Source organism: Anaerosporobacter faecicola, from assembly GCF_012070565.1.
GTDB classification, from domain to species: domain Bacteria; phylum Bacillota; class Clostridia; order Lachnospirales; family Lachnospiraceae; genus Anaerosporobacter; species Anaerosporobacter faecicola.
In genome coordinates this window covers 1-24,199 of record NZ_JAAQRO010000024.1, presented here as the reverse complement: position 1 = coordinate 24,199, position 24,199 = coordinate 1, and the positions used below count along the sequence as shown (strand labels likewise).

Here is a 24,199-nt window from a genome sequence, read left to right as displayed (position 1 = left end):
TGTAATTTTGGAAAGAATGGATAGGTAAGGTTGCGAAATGCGTGCATTTGTCCTATTCTATAGATAAATGAAATCACAAGGTCATCTGATGTCTGAAAGAACATAGGGACTAAGATTAAATGAAATGATGGGAGAAAACGATAATGAATATAGAAATCACAGTAGCAAATAAAGAAACAGGCTTTATTATTAAGAACATGTATCCACTATACCTTCATGATCTCGCTGGAATCCATGGTACGTTACCCAATGAATATGGAATATTCGAAGAGGGGGAGGTAAAGACGTTACAGGAAGAATATGATATCCAACAGATATGGTTTGAACACCCAGAGGTATTGTTCCCTTACTTACTACGAGTAGATGGCATTCCTGCTGGATTTTGTTTAGTTGGAAGTGGTCGTTATGTACCAAAAGGAATTGATTATTATATCTATGAGATGTTTTTACTTAGCCCATTTCGGGGAAAAGGAATTGGGGAAAAAGCGGTTTTGTCCATACTGAATAAGCATCATGGAAAATGGATGCTGTTCACACAGTCCACAGAGAATAATAAACGAGCGCAAATGTTTTGGAATAAGGTTTTAACTACCTATACCGATGGAACGTATGATGTGAAGAAGGAACAGATTGATGGACAACCCAAATTGGTGTACACATTTGAGAAATAAAAGATGTAAAGCCGGAATCCTTAAGCAGAATTCGTAAAGGATTGGCTGTGAAATGATGGAGAACCTTCCTAAGGAACTTGCATGTTGCCTGTAATCGGGTGTAAAATGAAAGAAATAATGTACAAGAAAGGAATAGATAAAATGGCAAAAGAATTATTGGCAAGAAAAGATGTTCCAGTGGAATTAACATGGGATTTATCACTAATCTATAAAACGGAAGAAGATATGTATGCCGATGTTGCAAAAGTAGAAAAGCTGAGAGATCAGATTGTGGAATCCTATAAGGGAAAATTGAATACTGCGCAAAATATTGTTGCTTGTCTTGATGAATATCGCAAATTAATTGAATTAGTAATTTTAGTTGAACATTATACAGATTTAGCAGTTTCGGTAGATTACTATGATGGAAAAAATCAAGATCGAAATAGTAAGATTGGTCGAATTATATCCGCAACATTGAGTGCTTTAAGTTTTGTTGAAAGTGAAATTGTAGAACAAAAAGAAGAAGTTATCGAAGAAGCAATTGGAATGGCAAAAGAAAGTAAGAACTTCCTTAAGGATATTCTTAGAGGTAAACCACATAAATTACACCCAGAAGCAGAGCGAGTACTGACTGCTATTGCACCGACGCTTAACTCTCCTTATGAAGTTTACAATGTAACAAAATTAGCCGATATGAAATTCGATAACTTTACAGTTGATGGAAAAGAATATCCATTAGGATACTCTTTGTTCGAAGATGATTACGAATATGATCCTCGTACAGATGTAAGACGTGCTGCTTTTACTGCATTCTCTAAAAAGATTAAAGAATATGAGAATGTTACAGCAACTGCTTATGATACAACCGTGCAACAGGAAAAGATCATGGCAACATTAAGAGGGTTCGATTCGGTATTCGACAGCTTATTATTCTCACAAAAGGTAAGTCGTGATCTGTATGATCGACAGATTGATACGATTATGGAAAAACTTGCACCTCATATGAGAAAATATGCAAGATTGATCAAGAAACTGCATAATCTAGATCGAATGACATATGCCGATTTGAAACTCCCAATTGATACGGACTATAGTCCAAAGGTAACCATTGAAGAATCGAAAGAATATATCGAAAAGGGGTTATCCATTCTTGGAGAAGACTATGTGAAGATGGTTCAAACAGCATACAAAGACCGTTGGGTAGATTTTGCACAGAACAAAGGAAAATCTACGGGAGGATTTTGTGCTAGCCCATATGGAAGAAATTCATTTATTCTTCTTACTTGGAATGAAAGAATGTCTGATGTATTCACCCTTGCACATGAATTAGGACATGCTGGACACTTTAAGGCATGTAACAATGCACAATCGATCTTTGATACAGAAGTGTCAACGTATTTTGTAGAAAGTCCATCTACGATGAATGAACTTCTAATGGGACACTATCTATTAAAGACAAGTACAGACGAACGTTTCCGTAGATGGGTATTGTCCAATATGGTAAGCAATACATATTATCATAACTTTGTAACCCATTTATTAGAAGCGGCATACCAAAGAGAAGTGTATCGAATTGTTGATGCAGGTGGAAGTGTTCAAGCAGATACATTAAGTGGTATTATGAAAGATGTATTAACAAAATTCTGGGGTGATGAAGTGGAACTTACAGAAGGTGCTGAACTGACTTGGATGCGTCAGCCTCATTACTACATGGGCTTGTATTCCTATACATACAGCGCAGGTCTTACTATTGCAACACAAGTATGTAAACGTATCGAGACAGAAGGTACGAAAGCAATCGAAGACTGGAAGAAGGTATTGGCAGCAGGAAGTACCAAGACACCAGTGGAATTAGCGGCGATGGCAGGAATTGATATTACAACAGATCAGCCATTACTTGATACTATAGATACCATTGGTTCGATGATCGATGAGATTTATGAGTTGAGTCATTTAAGTGAGTAAATCTTACAATCTGTGTACCAACGCTACTTGCTCATGTTTAGCAGGTCAACTAGTCACTTAATTAATTAGAATTGAAATTTGCATGAATGAAGAAGATGGGGCTATCGCACTAAGTACTTAGAGCGTAGCTCCATTTGCATGCAAAAAACAATTGCCAGGCTTCTTCATTTCTGTTCCTATTAGACTACTTAGGAATGCCATAAGTTTACACCTATAAACTTTATTACATTTACTTTTATTACACCATACATGAATGATATCACCACGTTTTGTATAATATCCTCTTGAGATGGCATTCTCTGAATTGTATTGTTTTCCGTCAATCCAATAAGAATATCAAAATTACTTTATCCTAACCTACTCACATTGGATAGTCCCAATGTGAGTAGGTTTTTCAAATCTAAGGAGCAGGTATAGAATAGTGTGAAACCATTTTAATTGTTACATTATATTTACATATTTATCATGGAAAAAATATCTAATTTATCTTGTTATACCTTGACATATATCGAGCATCTATATATAATAAACATATATAGATGCTCGATATATCATGAGGAGGTAAAAATGATGGCTATTGATAAAGCATTACTATCAGGAAGTACGTCAATGTTAGTTTTAAAGTTACTAGAGGAAAAAGATTTATATGGATATGAGATGATTGAATCACTTCGTACTCGTTCAAATAATGTATTTGAACTGAAAGCTGGAACGTTATATCCGTTACTACATTCTTTGGAGGATAAAGGATTTCTAATAAGCTATGAAAAAGAAATCTCTGGAAAATCTAGAAAGTATTATTCTATAACGAAAAGTGGAATTAAGCACTTAAAACAAAAGAAAGAAGAATGGAATGCGTATTCAAAGGCAGTGGTAGGAGTACTTTCTTGTGTAATGGAGGGGATGTAATGGATATAGAACAATATCTTAAAACTGTAACGGAACAAATCCGATGTGATAAAGCAAAGGATATGGTTGCAAGAGAATTGATGGATCATATTAATGATCAGAAAGAAGTTTACATAGAAGAGGGAATCGTCGAAGAAGAAGCATACAAAAAAGCGGTTAATGAAATGGGAGACCCAGTAGAAGTAGGAATTGCCTTAGATCGTATCCATCGACCTAAGATGGACGTAACGATGTTGATCCTCGTTCTAATATTAAGTTTAGTGGGTACAACACTTCAATACCTAATGATAACGAATATGGGAAATGGTTTTTATCAATATAATCTACATACGCAAATCATATATGTTATAGTAGGGTTTTTAACGATGATGTTATTTTGCTTTATTGATTATACAAGCATTGGATTATATGGAAAACTAGGAGCGGTAGCAATGATTTTATTATTACTTGTTAGCGCTACAAACGGAGTATTAATAGATGGGCAGAAAGGATATTTGCGATTTTTAGGAACGACAATTAGTTTACATCAATTAGTTTTTCTTTATGTTCCCTTGTTTGGAGGAATCCTGTATTCTTACAAAAATAAAGGAAAGATTGGATTTTTTAAATCATGTTTATGGCTTGGAATACCTGTCCTATTAACGTTTAAGATACTTGAATTATCATTATCAATATCATTATTCTTGATTATGTCATTGCAGATGTTGTTTGTGACCAAAAGAGGGTGGTTTAGTGAATTTAAAAAGGCAAAGGCATTAATCATTACAATTATAATGGGATTACCAATAGCAATAATCACGTATTTAGCCTTTTATGGTGCTACCTATCAGAAAGCAAGATTACTATCTGTGATTAATACGAAGAGTGAGTTTAGTTATTTATTGAATTTGTTACGAAAGCTTTTGTTTAGCAGTAATTTAATAGGAAAAAGCACAAAAGGAATAGAAGCATCAGTGTATGGTCTTCCAAGTGATTATATCGTAACATATATATTCTCGTATTACGGTATAGTAGCAGCAATTATTTTATTGTCGGTATTAGGAGTATTTATCTATAAAGTAATTATAAATAGTACTCGTCAAAAAAATCAACTTGGGCTTGCTATTGGAATAGGCTGTAGTTTAGCTTTGACAATTCAGATTATACTTTATGTATTAGTTAATTTAACGATATTGCCAACTATTGCAGTTTACCTACCGTTATTTTCTTATGGTGGAACTGGTACAATTGTTACATATGCACTAATTGGGATTCTAATGAGTATTTATCGTTATCAGAATGTACTTGCAAGAAACCCGATTATAGTGCGCAAACGTAATGTTTCAAAGGAATCGTCGATCTAATGTCTGTCTTTTCAATATGACTTAAAAAAAGGTATAAACAGGACTTATATATTAAACTTTTGATATGAATTATTATAGCGATATGTGTATACAAAACCTGCTCACATTTTAATTATGGTAATGTGAGCAGGTTTTTTTTAGTCTAATGAGTGGGTAAATAGGAATATAAAAATAAATGAAGATGTAGATACAATGAAAAATGAAGTTATAAAAAAATGAATTGAACTTTTGATAGGAAGGTGCTATACTAGTTAAAAATAACTTTGAACTTAAACGAAAATATTGAACTTTAAATTGAACTTCAATTTGTAAAACGGTTGTAAAAGGGTTGGTGAGTAAAGATGGAGCAAGGAACATTTGCAGAAAGACTTAAGTATGCGATGGATAAGCAGGGCATGAAGCAAGTGGATTTAATCCAGTTAGCTGTAGAAAAAGGCGTGAAATTGGGGAAAAGTCATGTAAGCCAGTATGTTAGTGGGAAAACGGTTCCGCGAGCGGATATGATCCGTTTTCTTGCAGAGGCACTGCATGTAGAAGATAAATGGCTGAAAGGGGAACAAGTTTCTGTTGGTACAGAGATTACCCGGAGTGGAGATGCCAAACAGATTATCGTGGAGTCGAATAATAATAAGAAAATAGGGGGAAATAAAATGCGTGAAATTAAAAAATCTACAAAACTTGATCATGTACTATATGATGTAAGAGGTCCTGTTGTAGATGCAGCAACCAAAATGGAGGAAACAGGAACCCATATATTAAAATTGAACATTGGAAATCCTGCTCCATTTGGTTTCCGTACACCGGATGAGGTGATCTATGATATGTCTAGACAGCTGACAGATTGTGAAGGGTATTCTTCTGCAAAAGGCCTTTTCTCAGCGAGAAAAGCGATCATGCAGTATGCACAGATCAAACAGATTCCGAATGTATCTGTGGAGGATATCTATACAGGGAATGGTGTCAGCGAGTTAATTAATCTGAGTATGTCAGCATTGTTAAATGATGGAGATGAAATCCTAATTCCATCGCCAGATTATCCATTATGGACAGCATGTGCAACATTAGCGGGAGGAAAGCCCGTACATTATATCTGTGATGAAGAATCCGAATGGTACCCAGATATGGCAGATATTAAGAAAAAGATTAGTGATAGAACGAAAGCTATTGTTATCATTAATCCGAATAATCCAACAGGTGCACTGTATCCAAAAGAAGTTTTACAACAGATTGTGGATATTGCAAGAGAGCATCAGTTGATTATATTCTCTGATGAGATCTATGATCGTCTTGTAATGGATGGGGAGGAACACATCTCCATCGCTTCGTTGGCACCAGATTTATTCTGTGTAACATTTAGTGGTTTATCAAAATCACATATGATCGCTGGATACCGTATTGGCTGGATGGTACTTAGCGGAAACAAGAAGATTGCTAAGGATTATATGGAAGGAATCAATATGCTCTCTAATATGAGATTGTGCTCTAATGTACCAGCACAATCTATTGTACAGACTGCACTTGGTGGTCATCAGAGTGTGAATGACTACATTATCCCAGGTGGAAGAATATACGAACAAAGAGAGTATATCTATAAGGCATTAAATGATATTCCAGGTGTTAGTGCAGTGAAACCAAAAGCTGCTTTCTATATCTTCCCTAAGTTAGACATTAAAAAGTTCAATATTATGAATGATGAAAAATTTGCTTTAGATTTATTAACCGACAAGAAGATTCTAATCATACATGGTGGTGGATTCAATTGGAGCCAACCCGATCATTTCCGTATTGTTTATCTGCCTCGGTTGGAAGTATTAGAGAAAGCAACTGGGGAATTAGCAGATTTCCTTAGTTATTATCGACAATAAGAATATGATGTTTTGTAAAGCAGGCGTTCGGTTACATAGGTAACTGGGTGCCTGCTATAATAATACCGAAACCAAGGACCAAAGGCGAAAAATTGCTAGAAAAGAATTGCTAAAGTGCACAACTGTAGTATAATACGGTTGTACATAGAAACAACGTTGATAAAGAAAAGAGGAAACAGTATGGATACAAGAATAGAAGAAGCAGTAAAGAGAAAACATTGCGGGTTTAACTGTGCGCAGGCAGTTGCATGTACCTATTGCGATTATACAGAGTTAGATGAAGGAATGATGAAGAATGCGACCCAGGCATTTGGCGTTGGTATGGGAACGATGGATGGTAGTTGTGGTGCGATAGCGGGAGCTGCAGTTGTTCTTGGTATGGCGAACAAAGATCAAAAAAAAACCTTTGGCGATATTCGTACCATCATGACAGAGTTCAAGGACAGGAATACCACGGTTACCTGCAAAGAACTAAAAGGGTTGGAAACAGGAAAAGTAATTCGTGATTGTGATGATTGTATTCGTGACGTTGCAGAATTCTTAGAGCAGACCCTACAAAAACAATAAAGAAACATAAACCCTATATTTCTGGTAATACTAAATCATCAGAAAGGTAGGGTTTTTTTATGTTTGAATCGATATGGAAGGAAGAATTAATAGAAAAACGGCCACAACTTGAGGGAAATAAGCAAACAGAAGTAGCTGTGATCGGAGCAGGATTGGCTGGAATTTTAATTGCCTATTATCTACAGAAAAATGGAAAGAAGGTAATTGTTTTAGAAGCGGATCGAATTGGTAGTGGAATGACCAGCAATACCACGGCTAAGATTACATCCCAACATAACCTAATTTATAAGAAACTAATTACGAACTTTGGACAGGAAAAAGCCAAGGAATATGCAGAATATAATGAACGGGCTGTGAAAGAGTATGAAACATTGATCAAGGAATTACAGATTCCCTGTGACTTTGAGAAAAAAGATTCCTATGTGTATAGCAAGGAGGAAACGAAGTTGTTAGAGGAAGAACTCCAAGCGGCAAGGAGTCTAGGAATTAATGCAAGTATTACAACGGAAACGGCATTACCATTTCCTATATACGGAGCGGTGAAGTTCCCAGAACAGGCACAGTTCCATCCAATAAAATTCGTGAAAGCCCTTGCACAACATTTAGAAATCTATGAAAAGACAATGGTAAAGAAACGAAAAGGAGAACATCTGCTTCAAGTAAGTGTATGGGAGGATGAGAAGGAATGTGAGTATGAGGTACAGGCGGATACGATCATACTGGCAAATCATTATCCCATGGAAAAGATAAAAGGCTTGTATGCACTGCGTATGTATCAGGAGCGAGAGAAAATATTGGTAATAGAGGAGCCTCATGCATTACCTTATGGAATGTATGTTGCCGCGAATAATAAGGGGTATTCTTTTCGAAAGTACGACAAGTATGTAATCGTAGCGGGAAAGAATTATCGCCCAGGAGAGCAGACTGAGCAGGATGCATTCGCGGAGATGGAGAACGAGGTGAAGCAATATTATTCACAGGGAACAATTGCATACCATATGGTAAATCAAGATTGCATCACCTTAGATAAAGTTCCCTACATTGGTCGATTAACCAAGGGAATGGAAAATGTGTATATCGCCACTGGCTTTAATAAATGGGGTATGTCCCATGCAATGGTTTCTGCACTGCTCCTAACAGAGATGATCTGTAAAGGGGAAGATAAGAAAAACTCCATATTCCGTCCAAATCGTTTTGCCTATAAGGCAAGTAAGAAGGAACTAAAACAGCATATGGTTACCGTAATCCGACAGATTGCTTTAAAACCAGTTCAAGTTCAAAAGAAGATAGTAGATCAAATTGAACCTGAGCAAGGGCACATATTGAAGAAAAATGGGAAACGACTGGCTGTGTATAAAGAGAAAGACGGAACCGTCTATAGTTTTCATGCCAGATGTCCTCACCTAGGTTGCTTACTAGAATGGAATAAGGAGGAACAATCCTGGGACTGTCCATGCCATGGCTCTCGATTTACGAAAAAGGGAGAATTAATCAATGGTCCGGCAAAGAAAGATATGAAGCAATAACAGGATTATACGCTGTCCTGAACAGTTATAAATTGTTTTATGGATTGATGAAAGAAGAATGTTGGTTTAAACTTGATATAAAGCGATACACGACAAATAGACGTGTTGACCCGCTAAACAGGAGCAAGAAACGCGGTAGCGCGGACTGCTCTTGTTTAGAATTACGAGAGCCCCCAAGCAACGGAGCAATTCGTGTATCAAAAAGGGCTATATAAGCTTTGTATTGAATGAAAAAACAAATGAGGGAGTTGATTCATATGAAAACAGAAGAATTCAAACAGCGATTAATTCAGGAGATAGCAAAATGTGAAAAGGTGAAGGGGATTGGACAAACGGGTGATTTGAAGGCACCATTAATTCCGAATCAAAGTGATATTGACCTTTTTGTGATCTGTTCCACAGTCCCTACAAAAGAAGAGCGTTTGGAGCTCTATGCTTCATTAAAAGACGCGTATTCAAGGTTGGATATGGAAGTTGCCAATGGTGGAATCTGGGGATATGGCGATATCTTTATCTGTAATGAGATTGATGTAATGCCAATGTATTATACCATTGATGAGATGGAGGGGTACTTAGATGAAGTACTTGCGGGAAAACATATTGAGAAAGAGGGAAGATTCTATCCAATAGGCAGATTAGCAAGTATCGAATCCTTACATATTCTGTATGAAGAAGAACAAGCGTGGACAAGGATTCAGGAAAAAGTGAAGGCGCATCCTAAGACCTTGTTTCAAGCCTGGTATCAAAATAATATAAACCAAGTATTAGATGAAGAAGATCTAAGTAGAGTGGTTCTAAGAAAAGAAGTACTCTTTTATCATCAAGTGTTAGAAGAAGCACTAGACCGTCTATTACAAGCATTATATGCGGTGAATAACTGCTATTTTCCAAGTAGAAAGAGAACAGAAAAAGCAATTGCATCTTTTGACATTAAGCCAGATAATTGCTATGAAAGACTGCTTACAATTATTAAGAATGCCACAAGCGCTGATACGATAGAAGAATCTGTTAAGGAATTAAGAGCAATTACAGCTGAAATTAAGCTGTTAGGAGATGAAGGAAAGCTTTCGATAGATGAAGTTTCATGCTAATGCACCAAAGCATACAGTTTCCAATTTACCAGTCTTTGCATTTGTATCCTAATAAACCCTATTTTTCTGGTGATACTAAGTTATCAGAAAGGTAGGGTTTTTTTATGTTTGAATCGATATGGAAGGAAGAATTAATAGAGAAACGTCCAGTCGATTAACCAATGGAATGAATAAGGTGTATATTGCCACTGGCTAGATAGATTGATTTATGCTATTGACATTTTCTGCACTTTGCTATATATTAAAAATACTTTATAAAGTGTCTTTAATATATAGAAAGGGAAACAAATAAGTAACGGATTAGAGCGGAAATCGGGCTTTCCAGTAGCATAGTAGCGCTTATTTGTTTTAAAAAATGGTGGAGATTGCATGGAAAATAGCACAGCACATTTTCAACTTGTAAAAAATCAAAATAAGAAAATTATACGAAACATATTACGACAGTGTAAGCAAGCAATTGGAGTGTCCGCATTAGCAAAGGAAACAGGTCTTTCCTATCCAACGGTATTGAGCTTGCTAAAAGAACTAATGGCAACGGGAGAAGTAAAGGAAATTGCAGAAACCGTATCCCAAGGAGGAAGACCTGCAGCACAGTATATTCTGAATTCTATGTATAAGTGTGGTGCAATCCTGATCCTAGAGGAGGAGGTAATTGCTTATGTAATTGTAGATGCATTTGCCAATGTGTTAGAGCAAGGAACGTTTGTGATGGATAACAAAAATATCACGATAGATTGGTTAATGCAACATATAAAACCCCTAAAAGCAACATATGAAAGTCTTGCAACCATAGCGATGGGGATTCCAGGAATTGCTGTTGAAGGAGAAATTCGTAGTTTAGATATATTTCCAGAATTGCAGGGGAAGGAGTTAGCAGATACCTTAAAAAAAGAATATGGGATACAGCTGGTTGTAGAAAATGATAGTAATGCAATGGCATTATCACAAATTAATGGGAAGGAATCCTTTGCACAGATTGTATACCTACGTCATTGTGTTGGTGTAGGAATTGTTATTAACGGAGCACTATTCCGTGGAAAAGATGGATGTGCTGGAGAGATGGAACGTATATGCCCGAATTTGCTAGATCCGATTATTGCAATGAGCGATGTGATCAAGTATATAACAGGTGTACTCAATTTAGGAAAAGTATATATAGCATCAGATTCTCCATTAGAAGTTGAAAAAATAAGAAGTGAATTAGCAATGCATTTTTCCTACTGTCATATACCAGAGATAGAGATAATTCATAATGCAGAAGAAATATATAAAAAGGGATTGATTGAGAGGTTATTAATTATATGGAGAGAGGAAATCGTATAAAGATTAATTCTGGAATAATCAAGGAAACTACAATAATGGCATTTCCCATTATTGTACAGGGACTTGTATTTCAGTTGCAATCATTAACAGATAAAGCGTTCTTAGGAGAGATTGAAACAAAGTATGTATCAGCCATTGGCTCTGCCCAGTTGCCATTACTTGCAACAATGGATGGAATAGTTGCAATTGCAATTGGATTAACAATTATTGTTTCACATTTGATTGGTGCCAAGAAAAAGCAAGAAGCGATAAAATACGTAAAAACGGCGATGTTCTTTAGTTGGCTAATTGGAATGTTATTTTTTATGGGATGGGAAATATTTGCACACCCAATTTTACAATTTTTCAAAGTAGATCCAACGATTATCGGGTATAGTATCCAGTATGTTAAAATCTGCGCTTCCTTTTTCCTTGTACTTGGTATTGATACTTCATTAAATGCCATGTTACAGGGAATGGGAAAAACAAAAATTATCATGTATTCAGGAATTGTTAAGGTAGTATTTAATATCGTACTTTCTTGGATCTTGATTTTTGGAAAGTTTGGTTTTAAGTCATATCATGTTGCTGGGGCGGCATTAGGAACCGTTATTTCGAATTACATAGCTTTTGCATTTTGTTTTGTGTATTGTGTCATAGTGAAACGAAAAGAATTTGGGTTTGATGGATTCACGAGGAAGGATATCACAGTACGTTATTATAAGAAAGTACTGGCGCTTGGTGCACCTGCCTGTCTGGAATATTTGTTATGGAACTTCTCGAATCTGATACTGGTGAGGTTCATTAATGAGTTTAGCTATGTATGCATGTCAATCTATACGGTTACATTTGGTATTCAGTGTATTGTATATGCGGTATTTTCAAATTATTCAAAAGCAGCGCTTACACTAATCGGACAAAGCCAAGGGGCGAAAGATTATAAGAAAGCGAGGGATGTCTTTTACAATTGCCTGTTGATTAATCTACTAATTGTACTTGTAGCAGCGATTATATTCTTAATCGGTTCAAAGAATATTCTTGGTATTTTTATTAATGAAGCCAATATTGTAAATATGGGAGAGAAATACCTTTGGTTTATTGGACTAATTATGATTTCCCAAAGCGTAAATGTTGTTTGTGGTAATGCAATAAAAGGAAATGCAAATACGCAGTGGATGCTTCTATCACAAATCTTAGGTTCAACAATTGTAATTAGCTTATCGATTCTATTGGTTAAAGGATTTCATATGAATATGGTAGCAATCTATCTCGTAATTTTTATTGATGAAACAATTAGAGGACTGATTAATTATCTATATTATAAAAAGAAATATATTTGTTCTACAGGTACTTTACATAGTGGAGTAAAAAGTTGAAGAAGAGTATGGCAGATAACGAAGAAAAGGAAGCTATTTTTACTGAATGTAAATGGACAAATGAAGCATTTACAAAAGGGTGTATTGAATTAGCTAAAAACATGGAAATATTATGATGATTAATTACGAAGATATGAAGTGGAAATGACACAAACCGCTAGCACTTAAAAGTTGTACAAGCCATAAAAAAGGTATATACTAATAATATATTATGAATCAGAATCAATTACAGCAATGGGTTTGTTCTGATTCATTATTAGTATTTCTTTAGTAAAGGGGGATTGCGTATGTTTAGAAAATTAAAGAAGGAACAGAAAACGCAACATAATGTAGAATATAGGAGGGGTTTGGTATTCTAGTCCCTCCTAAATGAGGAGGAAAAGAATGAAAATTATATCGTTTACCAAGCAGTATGTAGAAGAAGCAGCAAGTCTAGCGTTACGAAATTACATGGAGGAGCAGAAGGTTACACAAGCGTTACCTTGTATGGAATCCGTTCCAGATCTATCGTATTTTACAGAAAATGGACTAGGTGTTGTTGCTTTAGAACAGAACAAAGTAGTTGGTTTTCTAGGTTGCTATAATCCTTGGGAGGAGGCATTTGATTCACTGGCTACGGGAACATATTCTCCCATTCATGCCCATGGTGCTGTCAAAGAAAACCGTATACGAATTTATCAACAGATGTACCAAGAGGCAGCGGATTTATGGGTACGGAATAAGATTACATATCATGCCATTGGTCTTTATGCTCATGACCAACAGGCAACCGAAGCATTTTATACATATGGATTTGGACTTCGTTGCGTGGATGCAATTCGTAAGATGGAGTGGAGTGAAGATTTTAAGGAAGATTCCATTCAGTTTGAAGAGTTAGCAGCAGAAAAACGGGAGCAGGCGAACCCTTTGCGAAAGCTGTTAAGTGAGCATATGGGAGAAAGCCCTTGTTTTATGTATAGCAGTGAAGAAGAGATTCAGCAGTCCTTATTGCATATAGAACAGGAAAAAGAACGAATCTTTGTGGCGAAAGAGGGAGAAAAGATTGTTGCATTTTTAAAAATAGCGGATGAAGGGGAGAACTTTGTTACGAATCACAAACAGATGAAAAATATATGCGGTGCATTCTGTTTGGAAGCGTATCGAGGACGAAAGATTTATCAAAGGTTGATTGGATATGTGATTTCTAAGTTAAGAGCAGAAGGGAATCAGTATCTGGGTGTGGATTACGAAAGCTTCAATCCTACAGCAAACCGCTTTTGGCCAAAATGTTTTACGCCGTATACCAATAGTTTGGTTCGAAGAATTGATGAAGGCGTCTTAAACAAATATAAGTAAGGTGACGCAAACTTCGCAGTTCAATTGCAGCCCTGAAAGGTTATCCTAAGGCATTTTCAGCAATTAATATGATATTTTTTGGCGACAATTGAACTGCGACGTTTGCATAAATAATTATAAAAAGAAGGGAGAACTGGGTATGAATTGTCCAAACTGTAACAAAGAAATGAAAAAGGGGTTTTTATTTACATCAAAGGATGGAGCATTCAGTTTTGCAGAGAAGATACCAGGCGTATTTGAAAATGCAAAAAAAGCAGAAGGATTTGTGGAGATAACTCCATTAAAAGCAGGTCACAGAGCAAATATTGAAGCAAATATCTGTGAAAACTGTAGAAAAGTTGTAATTGCGTATTAAGCTAGTTGGGTCGCAAATAGGTAAGCTTGAATCATGGATAAATGAATCATAGCTAAAGTAGAGGTTGGAGAGTATATATAATGGATGAGGATAAGAAGAGAAAGAAAAGTAGAAAGAAGATTATAACATGTATTCTGATTCTAGTTGGGATAATTGTAGCTGCATGGATCGGACTAAATGTGTATATGCGATTTGCAACCCCAAAAAAGTACATGATAAAAACAGAGAATCATATTGATTTTCAACCAAACCTGGAATGTTCCGGTTTTTCTTCGGCATATGTATTACGAAGTTTGGGGGTTAATGCAGATGGAATGGAGCTGTATCAACAGATACCCAATAAGAATCCCGACGGTACTGTCACAGTTGATACGTTGGCTGCCTTCCTGAGTCAAACGTATGACGTGAAAGTTTGCAACGGAACCATATGGCAATTTAAAAATGAAATTAGTAAAGGTGTTCCTGTTATCGCATTCGTGCGCATATCTCCAGACTCCACATATTATCATTACCTGCCAATTGTGGGGTATGATGAGGAGAATGTCTATGCAGCTGAATCGCTACGCAATCTGTATAATGCAGAAGAAACGTATTATAACAGGAAAATTCCATTGAAGGATTTTATGAATATGTGGGACACAGAGGTTGTAACAAAGAATACCTATATTACGATAGGGTTGAAAAAATAGATATAAGATTGTAAAAGTTAACTTAAGGGTTAACGGTACAAAAATAGCGAATTACAAACTCATGCAGAGATGTAATTCGCTATTTTTGGGTTTGTCCATGAAAATGAGGTTACCATACCCCTACGTTGTGCAGAAATATTTTGTATAATGAAGGGAATTGCCATAACCGCATTAGAATCTTTTTATTGAATAAGCAGTTGTAAAAGATAGAGAACAATTACAAAGCCAAAATTAATTGCAGAGAACTTAACAATATATCCTTTCACTTTCTCTGGATTATGTTTCTTAAATTCCGTAAAGGTAATTAAACTAGCCAGGGAAGCAATTAAAGTACCACAACCACCAATATTTACAGCTGGCAACAAGCTAGCATAATCGGAGGTAAAGTGTGAAAGTAACACGGCACTCGGAACATTACTAATAAACTGACAAGATAGGATTCCAAACAACAACGTGTTTTTAGGAAGTAGAAACTCGAAGAATTCACGAACAGCAGGAATTCGAGCCATATTTCCACTAAATACAAAGAATACACAGAAAGTTGCAAGGAGTGGGTAATTCACTTCTTTGATAGCATCCTTGTCCAGATACAAGAGAGCAAGGGTAATAAGCAAAGTTCCCCAGGTAAATGGGAAGACACGAAATACGATCAGGATGCTGGCAATAAAAAGAATTGAGTAGAGGGTCGTTCGTTGCTTATCCAGAGCATAATGTTCGTCTTTCTTAAGTGATAATGGCGTTGGTTTCACAAAAAGACAACATACAACAATCAAAACAGTTGCCGCTAAGAAAGAAGGCAACATGATTGTAATAAACTCCATGGTATCGATATGAAAATAAGAGTATAAATACAAGTTTTGTGGATTGCCGAAAGGTGTAACCATACCACCTAGATTAGCCGCTATGTTTTGCATAATGAAAGTAAATGCCATTGCTTCTTTGTGATCCGTACTATTTAAAACAAAGAATCCAAGAGGCAAAAAGGTAAGGAGTGCCATATCATTTGCAAGTAACATAGAACCAACAAAAGTAATGAAGACAAGACCTAGGGTAGCATTTCTAAGGTTGTGAAGCTTCAAAACGATATTCTTACTGATAATTTCAAATACGTGAATATGTGAAAATGCACTGACCACAGCAAGTGTACAGTATAGGGTGGCAAGTGTACGCATATTAAAGTATCCAAGGTATTCTCCGTCCACTGGTACGAAGATACAGGTAATTACCATGGCAATGGTAGCAATGGTAAGGACTGCTTGGCTTTTTGCAAATTGGTAAAGGATGTTTAAAAGATGCCAAGGGGAAAGGAATGTTTTCGTTTGTTGAATTGGCATGACCACGGAGGGGTCTTTTTGCTCTATATATGTATGTTCTTTCATGAATAACCTCTTTCTTATTATACTGCACCAACCAAGAAGCAATGCAGTATTAATTTCTGTATTATTATAATACCAACATAAGATTTTAGCAGATAAAATCGAAAATGCAATATATTTACACTAATTTATTAAATAAACAAGTGGGTAACAGAAGTTCCTTGCAAGTCAAAGCAAACGCAACTACATAACATAGATCAACGAAAAGATGAATTTTAGAATTGAAAAATGGAGAAAATCATGGTATGATTCCCGTACAAATACGGCTTTCTGCGTTTTATAAAAAACGACAAATGGAATCCCATGAGAAAGGAAACACCATGATCAAAGTAGAGAACTTATCCTACTCTTTTCCAGAGAAGGAATTATATAATAAGATATCATTTACCTTAGAGGAGGATCGGCATTGTGCCTTTATTGGAACAAGTGGGACAGGAAAAAGTACCTTACTGGATATGCTGATGAACCAAGAAGAGTATCTGTATGATGGGAAAATCATATTGGATCCTACCTGCCGAATTGGTTATGTTAGCCAGTTTGATAAGTTAGCAGAACTACCTGATGTGACAGTATTCCAGTATCTAAGTGAAGAGTTCGTGAAGAGACAGGAACGAGTGGACAATCTGTGTAAAAAATTAGAGACAGCAACAGATTGGGAAGCACTGATGGAGGACTACCAGGAAGCATTGGATGCCTTTCAAGCAATTGACGGGGATAACTATGAGAGTAATATAACGAAAAAACTCAATCTTGCAGGCCTAGGGAAATGTAAGGACCGACCAGTGTCTATGTTAAGTGGCGGAGAACGAAAACTTCTACAGGTTATGAAGGAGATGCTGTCTGCACCAAATGTATTGCTGATGGATGAACCCGATGCATTTCTTGATTTCGAACACATCAATGGACTTGTGGAACTGATTAATGCACATAAAGGAACAATGTTAGTTATCACTCACAACCGTTATCTACTCAATCATTGTTTTGATAAGATTATGCAGTTGGAAAACACCCAGTTACAGGAATTTGATGGTCGGTATATGGACTATACTTGTTCCCTATTACAAAAGAAGATTGAGATGCAAGAAATGGCAATGGCTGATGTGGAGGAAATCGAGCGTAATAAGAAGATTGTTGAGAAACTTCGTAAGGAAGCAACGGTGTATACCTGTGCTTCTAGAGGGCGCGCGTTGCATGCCAGAGTATCCTTGTTGGAACGATTGGAAGCAAGACAGATCAAAGAACCATTTGTGGAAATCAAACAGCCGGAGATTCATTTTAGCCAATTGGAGGAACAAGAGGAGTTTACGGCAATTACAGTGAAGGATTATAAAGTTTCTTTTGATGAAGAATTATTACAAGATGTGAATTTTGAAATCAAATCCACGGATAAAGTGGCATTGATTGGTGGCAATGGAACAGGAAAGACAACGTTGCTGCGTGATATTTATCAGAATGATAATGCTTCCATTACACATGCAGAGGAATTACAAGTAGCATTCTTGTCCCAATTACAAGGAGAAATGTTGACAGAAACGAATACGATAGCAGAAGAATTCTATGCAATGGGAATGGATTCAAATGACCAGATTGAACAATATCTGAAAAAATACGGTTTGCAGGAGCATATGCATACACCAATTAAGCTATTATCTGGTGGGGAAAAGAACTTGATTCAATTAGCGAAGATAGGGATAAGTTCGGCGAATTTCTTGCTTCTTGATGAGCCGACCAGTCATCTCGATCTCTATGCCCAGGCAGCGCTTGAGGAGGCGATTCGGGAATATGCAGGTGGCGTTCTTATGGTATCCCATGATTTCTATACCATAGCCAATTGTATGGATTATGTCTTAATGATTGAAGATAAAACCATTCGCCGAATGAGCATTCGAAAGTTCCGGAAAATGATTTATGCAAATCATTTTGAGAAAGACTATATTGAACTGGAACAGAAGAAAAAGACAATTGAACTGAAAACAGCAGTTGCACTGAAGGAACGGAATTTTGCTGTTGCAAAAGTATTGACAGAAGAGTTAGAATTAATTAATCAGTTGTTATAAAAGTAGAAGATTGAAATATAGAATTCTTAAAATCAAGCAGCGTTTTGGAAGTAAGAAAACGATGGAAAGAAAGAGCGAATGATGACTGGAAGTGCGGATACAAGAAAAGAGTATACAAAGCAGTCCGGATCGTGAGATTAGGAAAAAGAGGGGAGATTACAAATGATTGAAATGGGTAACGTACGAATTGAAACAAAGAATCTAATTATAAGGAATTTTGAATGTACAGATGAAGCCGATTTGTGTGAATATATGCTTCAGCGTGTGGATGCGGAATTTGAAGGATATCCTGATTTTACCGCAGAGAAAGTCAAAGAAGAGATTACCTTCCGTTCAGGAAGCGATGAATTCTTTGCAATTGAATTAAAAGAAGAACATAAAGTAATTGGGAATGTGTATTTCGGTAAGAGAGACTTTAATACCCGAGAATTGGGTTATGTTCTTAATACAAAATACCATCGAAAAGGATTTGGATCAGAAGCCTGCAAAGCAATGGTAGAATACGGTTTTGACAAAGGCATTCACAGAGTATATGCAGAATGTGCACCGCAGAATACAGCTTCGTGGAAACTCATGGAGAAGATCGGACTTCAGAGAGAAGCCTTCTTCAAAAAGAATGTATCCTTTCATCAAGATGAACAAGGGAATCCAATCTACTGGGATACTTATGTCTATGCGACATTAAATCCTAATGAACTTGTATAGAACGGGGAAGGTATATCGTTTCTTATCAGACGATGCCAAACATTACATGCGAAATCATTGTTTGTGCAAGTGGAAAAAGTGAATTTTGTCAGAATAAGAGAAAGAAACAGGGAGGATATTATGATCGAGAATACAACAATGTATCCAGAGAATAAGAAGGAATTATATCCATTGGTTTGCTCCCAGGTGGAGACTTTAGTAGGAGATGGAACACTTGTTATATCAGACCTTGCGAATGTTTCAGCCATTTTAATGGATGCGATGCCGGATCTTAATTGGGTAGGTTTCTATCTGGAAAAGGAGAACATTCTGCATCTTGGACCATTTCAGGGGAAATTAGCTTGTACGAAGATTGCATTGGGAAAGGGTGTCTGTGGCACAGCAGCCCAGACAGGACAGACACAGCTTGTGATGGATGTACATGCATTTCCTGGACATATTGCATGTGATAGTGCTTCAAATTCAGAATTAGTTATTCCTATTCATGTTGGTGGGAAAGTGGTTGGGGTACTGGATATTGACAGTCCTTCACTTGCTCGATTTGATGAACAAGATCAAAAAGGGTTAGAACAATTGGTTCATATTCTTGAAGAGAAATGTGCATGGAACCAGTTTTCCTTATAAACGCAAACAGAAGTTGCGTAAATGCAAACACTGTTTGGTGTTGTGATATAGGGAACTTTGCTATAATAACCACGTGATCATAGAGGGGAAAGGATAATTCTAACCCTTACACCATTATATGGCTTGAAAAATGATCAAATCGTGGAAAGGGTAAGGTGGTTAATATGAGTTTTGCTGAAAATCTGAAAACACTACGCAAGGAAAAACAACTTTCACAGGAAGACCTGGCAGAGCTTATGGGAGTCAGTCGACAAGCAGTATCGAAATGGGAACAAGGAAGTGGATATCCGGAGATGGAGAAGCTCCTTCTTCTATCAAAGAAGTTAAATGTTTCATTGGATTATCTCTTGTTGGAAGAGCGTATGGCAATTCATTCAGAGGATGAGGCGGAGGAAAGACGGAATATCCTTGAGAAGAATACAATGGAAACCGACAAGGAAGCGCAAACAGATAAGGAAGTACAACAGGTCGTGAATCGTAGTGGAACGATTACAATCAAGTCCTATGATGATCGAACCATTATGAACTGCTACAAAGTGTATGCTTCAAAGGTGTTGTATAAACCAAGAGAGGATGAGCCGAAGTTCTGGCTCCTAGGGGTAAACAACGGAGACTTCTGGGGAGAAAAGACAGAAGTACTGGGTTGGTATGAAAAGGAAGAAGATATACAAAAAGAGATGAAAGCAATCGGGAACGCCATTAATCAAGGAATTGCTGTGTATGAACTGCAGTATGCGGTAAAAGTTAAGAATAAGAGATTGCGGGTAAAAATCGAAAAGTCAGAGTAAAGCAAACATCGTATTGCTCATTGGTCTGGTGTAGAATTCATGAAAACACTTTAATTGTCTACATGAATTCTACACCAGTTTTTATTTACTAGTTTTTTACCTTTCAGAAAGGTTTTAGAATAGAAAAATAAAAAAATATATCTTAAAATAAAAATATGAAAAAAGTTGAAGATAAAATAGAAAATGTTTCGTTATAGTATTTGTGAAAGTAATTGATCAATTACAAACGCAAACTTCATACTTGCATATATGGAACGAGTATATGATTTCTATCGTTTTCAATGTGTGAAATTTGAGTTACAAATTATAAAAAAGGAAGATCAATTGAACATATTCCTATAAAAAGAGGGGGGTGGATAAAATTCGTTCGCAAGAAAAACTTAGAGCATGGATGGAGGAGTATCAGAATTTGATTTTCTCTATTTGCTGTAAGATGACAGGGGATTATTTTATTGCAGAGGATTTGACACAAGAAACGTTTTTATCCGCTTACCGGAATATGGATTCTTTTGATGGGGAAAATCTGAAAGCATGGTTGTGTCGAATCGCTACCAATAAATGTCTTGATTATGAAAAGCAGGCAGCACGAAGGGTGATACCTTCGGAAGAAACAGTATTTGCCAATATAGCATCAGAGCAAAACCTGCCAGAACAAAGTATGATGGAAAAAGAAGTGATACAGCAGTTACGGAACATGTGTGAGCAGCTAAAGCCACCCTATGATGAGATTGCAAGTCTGTATTTTTGTGAAGAACAAAAAGCAGAGGAGATTGCCCGACTGAAAGAGAAAAATCTTAAGACGATACAAACGCAGATCTATCGTGCAAGGGCAATGCTTCGGAAATTGTACAGAAAGGAGCATAGATGATGAATCCAATGGAGAACAAAGAACATAAGGAATTATCGGAGGAAGAGTTACAACGTTTCATTGCACGCGTTGAGGAAGAAGGATTAATCAAAGCACCAGAGTATATGCAACAACGTGTACTTCAGCAACTTGGTCAGGAACAATTGGTGAATCGATCATCTTCTGGTTCTATACAATTTATAACCTATGCAATGAAGGTAACCGTAGCAGCTGCAGCGGCAATCGCGTTGCTGATTTTGATGCCAATGGCTGGAGAAGGAAAATTATTCGGAGAAACTGGGGAGTTTGAAGATAGTCGATATGAACAGCAGATGGATTCATATAATGACAATTCCAACGAAAACAATTCCAATGAAGATACTTCTGAGAATCAGAAGAAAAAGGAAAAGAAAAGTGCCTACGATTCAACCAATGAATTCTGTAGCATGATTTTGAAAAAAACAAATCAATTATTCGGTAAGGAGGATTATTAGATGACACAGAAAAAAAGTCGTTTTTGGACATTTTGCTTCTCCTTTATCCCAGGGGCAGCAGAGATGTATATGGGATTTATGAAAATGGGGTTAAGCTTAATGCTTATATTCTTTGGTTTATTCGCAGTCGGTGTTACCATTGAACTTGGACCGTTAATGTTTTTACTTGTCGTAGCTTGGTTTTACAGCTTCTTTCATGCACATAACTTAGCAGGGATGTCCGATGAAGAGTTCTATGCAGTAGAAGATACGTATCTATTCCCTACTGGGGAAAATGAATCACACGGTGAATATTTACGCACATACCGTAAACCGGTTGCCTTTGTATTAATTGCAGTTGGCTGTATGATGCTTTGGCGTTCCTGCATGTCACTATTTATTGGATTTTTACCAGATGAACTTTACTATTCTGTACAACGTTTTTCCTATCGTTTACCTCAACTTTTTGTTGGAATTCTAATTATCTATCTAGGTGTAATCATGATTCGAGGCAAGAAAGTGCAGATTGATCAGGCATATAAGAATACAGAGGAACAAAGTGGGCTACAGAATCAACAGAATTACCAGAGCATGCAGACACCACAGTATATGCAAAATCAACAGAGCGTGGAGACACCACAAGATATGCAGAAAGATCAAAGCATGGAAAATCCACAAGATTTGCAGAATGTGCAGAGGATACTAATAAATCCTATAGAAGAGGAGAAAGAGGGAGAATAGATTGGAAGCAACAACAGGAATGAAAAAAATTAGGAGGCACCGAGTTGGAAGCATCACATTTGGTGTAATGCTCCTTCTATATGGGGTGTTATTCCTTACGCATACATTTGTAACAAGCATCGATTACCAATTCATTTTTCGTTTATGGCCACTAACATTTATTCTGCTTGGTGCAGAAGTATTAATATCCACGAAAAAGGAACAAGACCGTTTTATCTATGATAAGGCAGCCATCTTCTTACTAATCATACTTACACTATTTGCGGTAATGATGGCAGGAGCAGACTGTTTGATGCAGGATTATGAATTTTGGAGAGGGAGATACGTACGGTTTTAGTTAGATTGGAGTAATGCCTAATCATTTCTCCCTTAAATTAAATACAGTATAGATAACCTGATTTACTAGAAATAGTACATCAGGTTATTTTAATATAAGCTTGTCCAATCGTAAATTGTATGATAGCTTATAAAGTAAGTGTATGGTGCAAGAGTCAATTCTCGATAATGATATTAACACTACAAGTAGAAAAAACAAGACGTATTGATCCTTGTATCAAAGAAAATATCAATATTAATTTAGGGGAGAAGTTCTATGATTTACTTAAGGAAATTTGTTGTTCCAGACGCAGAGCAGGAATCAGATTTTACCATGTCTGTTCGTAGAAATTGTTATTCAACGTTTTATCCGTTTCAAGTATTGTCCAAACACCGTCTAGAGGAAATTGAATTTGATCCGATTACAATCTTCTATGGGGGGAATGGTTGTGGGAAATCTACGGCTTTGAATGTGATCGCAGAAAAATTACAAGTAAAGAGAGAGTCTAGCTTTAATCAATCCAACTTCTATCAGGATTATGTGGATTTGTGTCAGGCAAGTTTGCTAGAGGATTTACCAGAACATTGCCAAATCATCACAAGTGATGATATCTTTGATTTTATGCTGAATATTCGTGCGGTAAATGAAGGCGTTGATACGAAAAGAGAAGAATTGTTTGAAGAGTATATGGATGCCAAGTATGCCAAATTTCAATTCCGTACCATGGAGGATTATGACAAACTTAAGAAAGTGAATCAGGCTAGAAGCAAGACACAGTCGAAGTTTGTAAGGGATAATCTGATGAACAATATTAGAGAATATTCTAATGGAGAAAACGCCTATCGGTATTTTATTGGGAAAATAGAAGAGGATGGTCTCTATCTGTTAGATGAGCCGGAAAACAGTCTGTCGCCAGAACGGCAGTTGGAATTAAAGAAATATTTAGAAGAGTCAGCAAGATATTGTGGATGCCAATTTATTATCTCGACCCATTCCCCATTCTTACTGGCGCTAGATCATGCAAAGATCTATGATTTTGATGAAGACCCTGTGACAGTCAAACCTTGGACACAATTAAAAAATGTTCGTACGTATCATGATTTCTTTAAGCATCACGAAGGGGAATTTTAGCACAAAATGTGGTAATAGGATACAAGAATTAAAATTTTATTGATAGTGTCAAATGATTTATGAAAAAAATGAGCAAAGAAAAAAGGCTCAGATGAACCTTGAAAATTGCAGATATTATAGGTTGTGGTAGCTTGCCGCCACCCTTGACAGCACGAAAAAGAACTG

24 protein-coding genes are annotated in these 24,199 nt (G+C 36.5%); 23 read left to right on the top strand and 1 reads right to left on the bottom strand.

The genetic code is table 11. From position 1 onward, the window contains the following. The first annotated feature begins 143 nt into the window (after positions 1–143). From HBB17_RS10860 to HBB17_RS10800, 13 genes are all read left to right on the top strand, one after another. Positions 144–671, top strand: coding sequence for a GNAT family N-acetyltransferase (locus HBB17_RS10860; RefSeq protein ID WP_167957520.1), 528 nt, complete (start codon positions 144–146; stop codon positions 669–671). A gap of 141 nt (positions 672–812) precedes the next feature. Beyond that, positions 813–2,618 (top strand): oligoendopeptidase F, encoded by a 1,806-nt coding sequence (gene pepF / locus HBB17_RS10855; RefSeq protein WP_167957519.1) that lies wholly within the window; start codon positions 813–815, stop codon positions 2,616–2,618. A 570-nt stretch (positions 2,619–3,188) separates the two neighbouring features. Beyond that, on the top strand, positions 3,189–3,527 hold the full coding sequence (locus HBB17_RS10850) for a PadR family transcriptional regulator (RefSeq protein ID WP_167957606.1): 339 nt from the start codon (positions 3,189–3,191) through the stop codon (positions 3,525–3,527). Next, positions 3,527–4,870, top strand: a complete 1,344-nt coding sequence (locus HBB17_RS10845) for an FtsW/RodA/SpoVE family cell cycle protein (RefSeq protein WP_167957518.1) — start codon at positions 3,527–3,529, stop codon at positions 4,868–4,870. The genes HBB17_RS10850 and HBB17_RS10845 overlap by 1 nt, the downstream gene beginning before the upstream one ends. A 341-nt stretch (positions 4,871–5,211) precedes the next feature. Beyond that, on the top strand, positions 5,212–6,735 hold the full coding sequence (locus tag HBB17_RS10840; RefSeq protein WP_167957517.1) for an aminotransferase class I/II-fold pyridoxal phosphate-dependent enzyme: 1,524 nt from the start codon (positions 5,212–5,214) through the stop codon (positions 6,733–6,735). A 180-nt stretch (positions 6,736–6,915) separates the two neighbouring features. After that, positions 6,916–7,302: a C-GCAxxG-C-C family protein gene (locus tag HBB17_RS10835; RefSeq protein WP_167957516.1), complete on the top strand. Its 387-nt coding sequence runs from the start codon at positions 6,916–6,918 to the stop codon at positions 7,300–7,302. A 59-nt stretch (positions 7,303–7,361) separates the two neighbouring features. Then, positions 7,362–8,828 carry an FAD-dependent oxidoreductase gene (locus tag HBB17_RS10830; protein WP_167957515.1) on the top strand — a complete coding sequence of 489 codons (1,467 nt, stop codon included), beginning with the start codon at positions 7,362–7,364 and terminating at the stop codon, positions 8,826–8,828. A gap of 257 nt (positions 8,829–9,085) precedes the next feature. After that, on the top strand, positions 9,086–9,919 hold the full coding sequence (locus tag HBB17_RS10825) for a DUF4037 domain-containing protein (RefSeq protein WP_167957514.1): 834 nt from the start codon (positions 9,086–9,088) through the stop codon (positions 9,917–9,919). Positions 9,920–10,288: 369 nt separating this feature from the next. After that, the gene (locus HBB17_RS10820) at positions 10,289–11,242 is read left to right on the top strand and encodes an ROK family protein (RefSeq protein WP_167957513.1); all 954 of its coding nucleotides are present in this window, start codon (positions 10,289–10,291) and stop codon (positions 11,240–11,242) included. Further along, entirely contained in the window at positions 11,221–12,597 is a 1,377-nt protein-coding gene (locus HBB17_RS10815) for an MATE family efflux transporter (protein ID WP_167957512.1), read from the top strand. The genes HBB17_RS10820 and HBB17_RS10815 overlap by 22 nt, the downstream gene beginning before the upstream one ends. A 384-nt stretch (positions 12,598–12,981) precedes the next feature. Then, entirely contained in the window at positions 12,982–13,932 is a 951-nt protein-coding gene (locus HBB17_RS10810) for a GNAT family N-acetyltransferase (RefSeq protein ID WP_167957511.1), read from the top strand. A gap of 139 nt (positions 13,933–14,071) precedes the next feature. Continuing rightward, entirely contained in the window at positions 14,072–14,287 is a 216-nt protein-coding gene (locus HBB17_RS10805) for a PF20097 family protein (RefSeq protein ID WP_167957510.1), read from the top strand. Between the two features lie 80 nt (positions 14,288–14,367). Then, positions 14,368–14,976, top strand: a complete 609-nt coding sequence (locus HBB17_RS10800; protein WP_167957509.1) for a C39 family peptidase — start codon at positions 14,368–14,370, stop codon at positions 14,974–14,976. A 182-nt stretch (positions 14,977–15,158) separates the two neighbouring features. On the opposite strand, the gene HBB17_RS10795 is transcribed toward HBB17_RS10800, so the two are convergent. Then, entirely contained in the window at positions 15,159–16,355 is a 1,197-nt protein-coding gene (locus HBB17_RS10795; RefSeq protein WP_238483732.1) for an SLC13 family permease, read from the bottom strand. 242 nt (positions 16,356–16,597) lie between these two features. Between HBB17_RS10795 and HBB17_RS10790 the strand changes: the two genes are divergently transcribed. The 10 genes from HBB17_RS10790 to HBB17_RS10750 all read left to right on the top strand — a co-directional run bounded on the left by HBB17_RS10790 (position 16,598) and on the right by HBB17_RS10750 (position 24,034). Further along, complete coding sequence (locus HBB17_RS10790; RefSeq protein ID WP_330588203.1) at positions 16,598–18,409, top strand: ABC-F family ATP-binding cassette domain-containing protein; 1,812 nt, start codon at positions 16,598–16,600, stop codon at positions 18,407–18,409. 162 nt (positions 18,410–18,571) lie between these two features. Continuing rightward, the gene (locus HBB17_RS10785) at positions 18,572–19,114 is read left to right on the top strand and encodes a GNAT family N-acetyltransferase (protein WP_238483731.1); all 543 of its coding nucleotides are present in this window, start codon (positions 18,572–18,574) and stop codon (positions 19,112–19,114) included. 32 nt (positions 19,115–19,146) lie between these two features. Beyond that, positions 19,147–19,269, top strand: coding sequence for a hypothetical protein (locus HBB17_RS20630; RefSeq protein WP_274380782.1), 123 nt, complete (start codon positions 19,147–19,149; stop codon positions 19,267–19,269). Next, positions 19,235–19,738 carry a GAF domain-containing protein gene (locus HBB17_RS10780; protein WP_167957508.1) on the top strand — a complete coding sequence of 168 codons (504 nt, stop codon included), beginning with the start codon at positions 19,235–19,237 and terminating at the stop codon, positions 19,736–19,738. The genes HBB17_RS20630 and HBB17_RS10780 overlap by 35 nt, the downstream gene beginning before the upstream one ends. Before the next feature lie 164 nt (positions 19,739–19,902). Next, the gene (locus HBB17_RS10775) at positions 19,903–20,526 is read left to right on the top strand and encodes a helix-turn-helix domain-containing protein (protein WP_167957507.1); all 624 of its coding nucleotides are present in this window, start codon (positions 19,903–19,905) and stop codon (positions 20,524–20,526) included. Positions 20,527–20,878: 352 nt separating this feature from the next. Next, the gene (locus HBB17_RS10770; RefSeq protein ID WP_238483730.1) at positions 20,879–21,394 is read left to right on the top strand and encodes an RNA polymerase sigma factor; all 516 of its coding nucleotides are present in this window, start codon (positions 20,879–20,881) and stop codon (positions 21,392–21,394) included. Beyond that, positions 21,391–21,867 (top strand): hypothetical protein, encoded by a 477-nt coding sequence (locus HBB17_RS10765; protein WP_167957506.1) that lies wholly within the window; start codon positions 21,391–21,393, stop codon positions 21,865–21,867. The genes HBB17_RS10770 and HBB17_RS10765 overlap by 4 nt, the downstream gene beginning before the upstream one ends. Next, positions 21,868–22,587, top strand: coding sequence for a hypothetical protein (locus HBB17_RS10760; RefSeq protein ID WP_167957505.1), 720 nt, complete (start codon positions 21,868–21,870; stop codon positions 22,585–22,587). A 19-nt stretch (positions 22,588–22,606) separates the two neighbouring features. After that, positions 22,607–22,924, top strand: coding sequence for a LiaI-LiaF-like domain-containing protein (locus tag HBB17_RS10755; protein ID WP_167957504.1), 318 nt, complete (start codon positions 22,607–22,609; stop codon positions 22,922–22,924). 255 nt (positions 22,925–23,179) lie between these two features. Then, the gene (locus HBB17_RS10750) at positions 23,180–24,034 is read left to right on the top strand and encodes an AAA family ATPase (protein WP_167957503.1); all 855 of its coding nucleotides are present in this window, start codon (positions 23,180–23,182) and stop codon (positions 24,032–24,034) included. The last annotated feature ends 165 nt before the right edge of the window (positions 24,035–24,199 follow it).

What these genes read in the sequence shown, in the direction of transcription:
- HBB17_RS20630 (WP_274380782.1), top strand. Translation starts at nt 19,147, where the DNA reads ATGCCAAACATTACATGCGAAATCATTGTTTGTGCAAGTGGAAAAAGT.
- HBB17_RS10785 (WP_238483731.1), top strand. Translation starts at nt 18,572, where the DNA reads ATGATTGAAATGGGTAACGTACGAATTGAAACAAAGAATCTAATTATA.
- HBB17_RS10775 (WP_167957507.1), top strand. Translation starts at nt 19,903, where the DNA reads ATGAGTTTTGCTGAAAATCTGAAAACACTACGCAAGGAAAAACAACTT.
- HBB17_RS10755 (WP_167957504.1), top strand. Translation starts at nt 22,607, where the DNA reads ATGAAAAAAATTAGGAGGCACCGAGTTGGAAGCATCACATTTGGTGTA.
- HBB17_RS10805 (WP_167957510.1), top strand. Translation starts at nt 14,072, where the DNA reads ATGAATTGTCCAAACTGTAACAAAGAAATGAAAAAGGGGTTTTTATTT.
- HBB17_RS10860 (WP_167957520.1), top strand. Translation starts at nt 144, where the DNA reads ATGAATATAGAAATCACAGTAGCAAATAAAGAAACAGGCTTTATTATT.
- HBB17_RS10830 (WP_167957515.1), top strand. Translation starts at nt 7,362, where the DNA reads ATGTTTGAATCGATATGGAAGGAAGAATTAATAGAAAAACGGCCACAA.
- HBB17_RS10845 (WP_167957518.1), top strand. Translation starts at nt 3,527, where the DNA reads ATGGATATAGAACAATATCTTAAAACTGTAACGGAACAAATCCGATGT.
- HBB17_RS10800 (WP_167957509.1), top strand. Translation starts at nt 14,368, where the DNA reads ATGGATGAGGATAAGAAGAGAAAGAAAAGTAGAAAGAAGATTATAACA.
- HBB17_RS10840 (WP_167957517.1), top strand. Translation starts at nt 5,212, where the DNA reads ATGGAGCAAGGAACATTTGCAGAAAGACTTAAGTATGCGATGGATAAG.
- HBB17_RS10760 (WP_167957505.1), top strand. Translation starts at nt 21,868, where the DNA reads ATGACACAGAAAAAAAGTCGTTTTTGGACATTTTGCTTCTCCTTTATC.
- HBB17_RS10780 (WP_167957508.1), top strand. Translation starts at nt 19,235, where the DNA reads ATGATCGAGAATACAACAATGTATCCAGAGAATAAGAAGGAATTATAT.
- HBB17_RS10815 (WP_167957512.1), top strand. Translation starts at nt 11,221, where the DNA reads ATGGAGAGAGGAAATCGTATAAAGATTAATTCTGGAATAATCAAGGAA.
- HBB17_RS10795 (WP_238483732.1), bottom strand. Translation starts at nt 16,355, where the DNA reads ATGAAAGAACATACATATATAGAGCAAAAAGACCCCTCCGTGGTCATG.
- HBB17_RS10765 (WP_167957506.1), top strand. Translation starts at nt 21,391, where the DNA reads ATGATGAATCCAATGGAGAACAAAGAACATAAGGAATTATCGGAGGAA.
- HBB17_RS10820 (WP_167957513.1), top strand. Translation starts at nt 10,289, where the DNA reads ATGGAAAATAGCACAGCACATTTTCAACTTGTAAAAAATCAAAATAAG.
- HBB17_RS10790 (WP_330588203.1), top strand. Translation starts at nt 16,598, where the DNA reads ATGATTCCCGTACAAATACGGCTTTCTGCGTTTTATAAAAAACGACAA.
- HBB17_RS10750 (WP_167957503.1), top strand. Translation starts at nt 23,180, where the DNA reads ATGATTTACTTAAGGAAATTTGTTGTTCCAGACGCAGAGCAGGAATCA.
- HBB17_RS10850 (WP_167957606.1), top strand. Translation starts at nt 3,189, where the DNA reads ATGGCTATTGATAAAGCATTACTATCAGGAAGTACGTCAATGTTAGTT.
- HBB17_RS10810 (WP_167957511.1), top strand. Translation starts at nt 12,982, where the DNA reads ATGAAAATTATATCGTTTACCAAGCAGTATGTAGAAGAAGCAGCAAGT.
- pepF (WP_167957519.1), top strand. Translation starts at nt 813, where the DNA reads ATGGCAAAAGAATTATTGGCAAGAAAAGATGTTCCAGTGGAATTAACA.
- HBB17_RS10825 (WP_167957514.1), top strand. Translation starts at nt 9,086, where the DNA reads ATGAAAACAGAAGAATTCAAACAGCGATTAATTCAGGAGATAGCAAAA.
- HBB17_RS10835 (WP_167957516.1), top strand. Translation starts at nt 6,916, where the DNA reads ATGGATACAAGAATAGAAGAAGCAGTAAAGAGAAAACATTGCGGGTTT.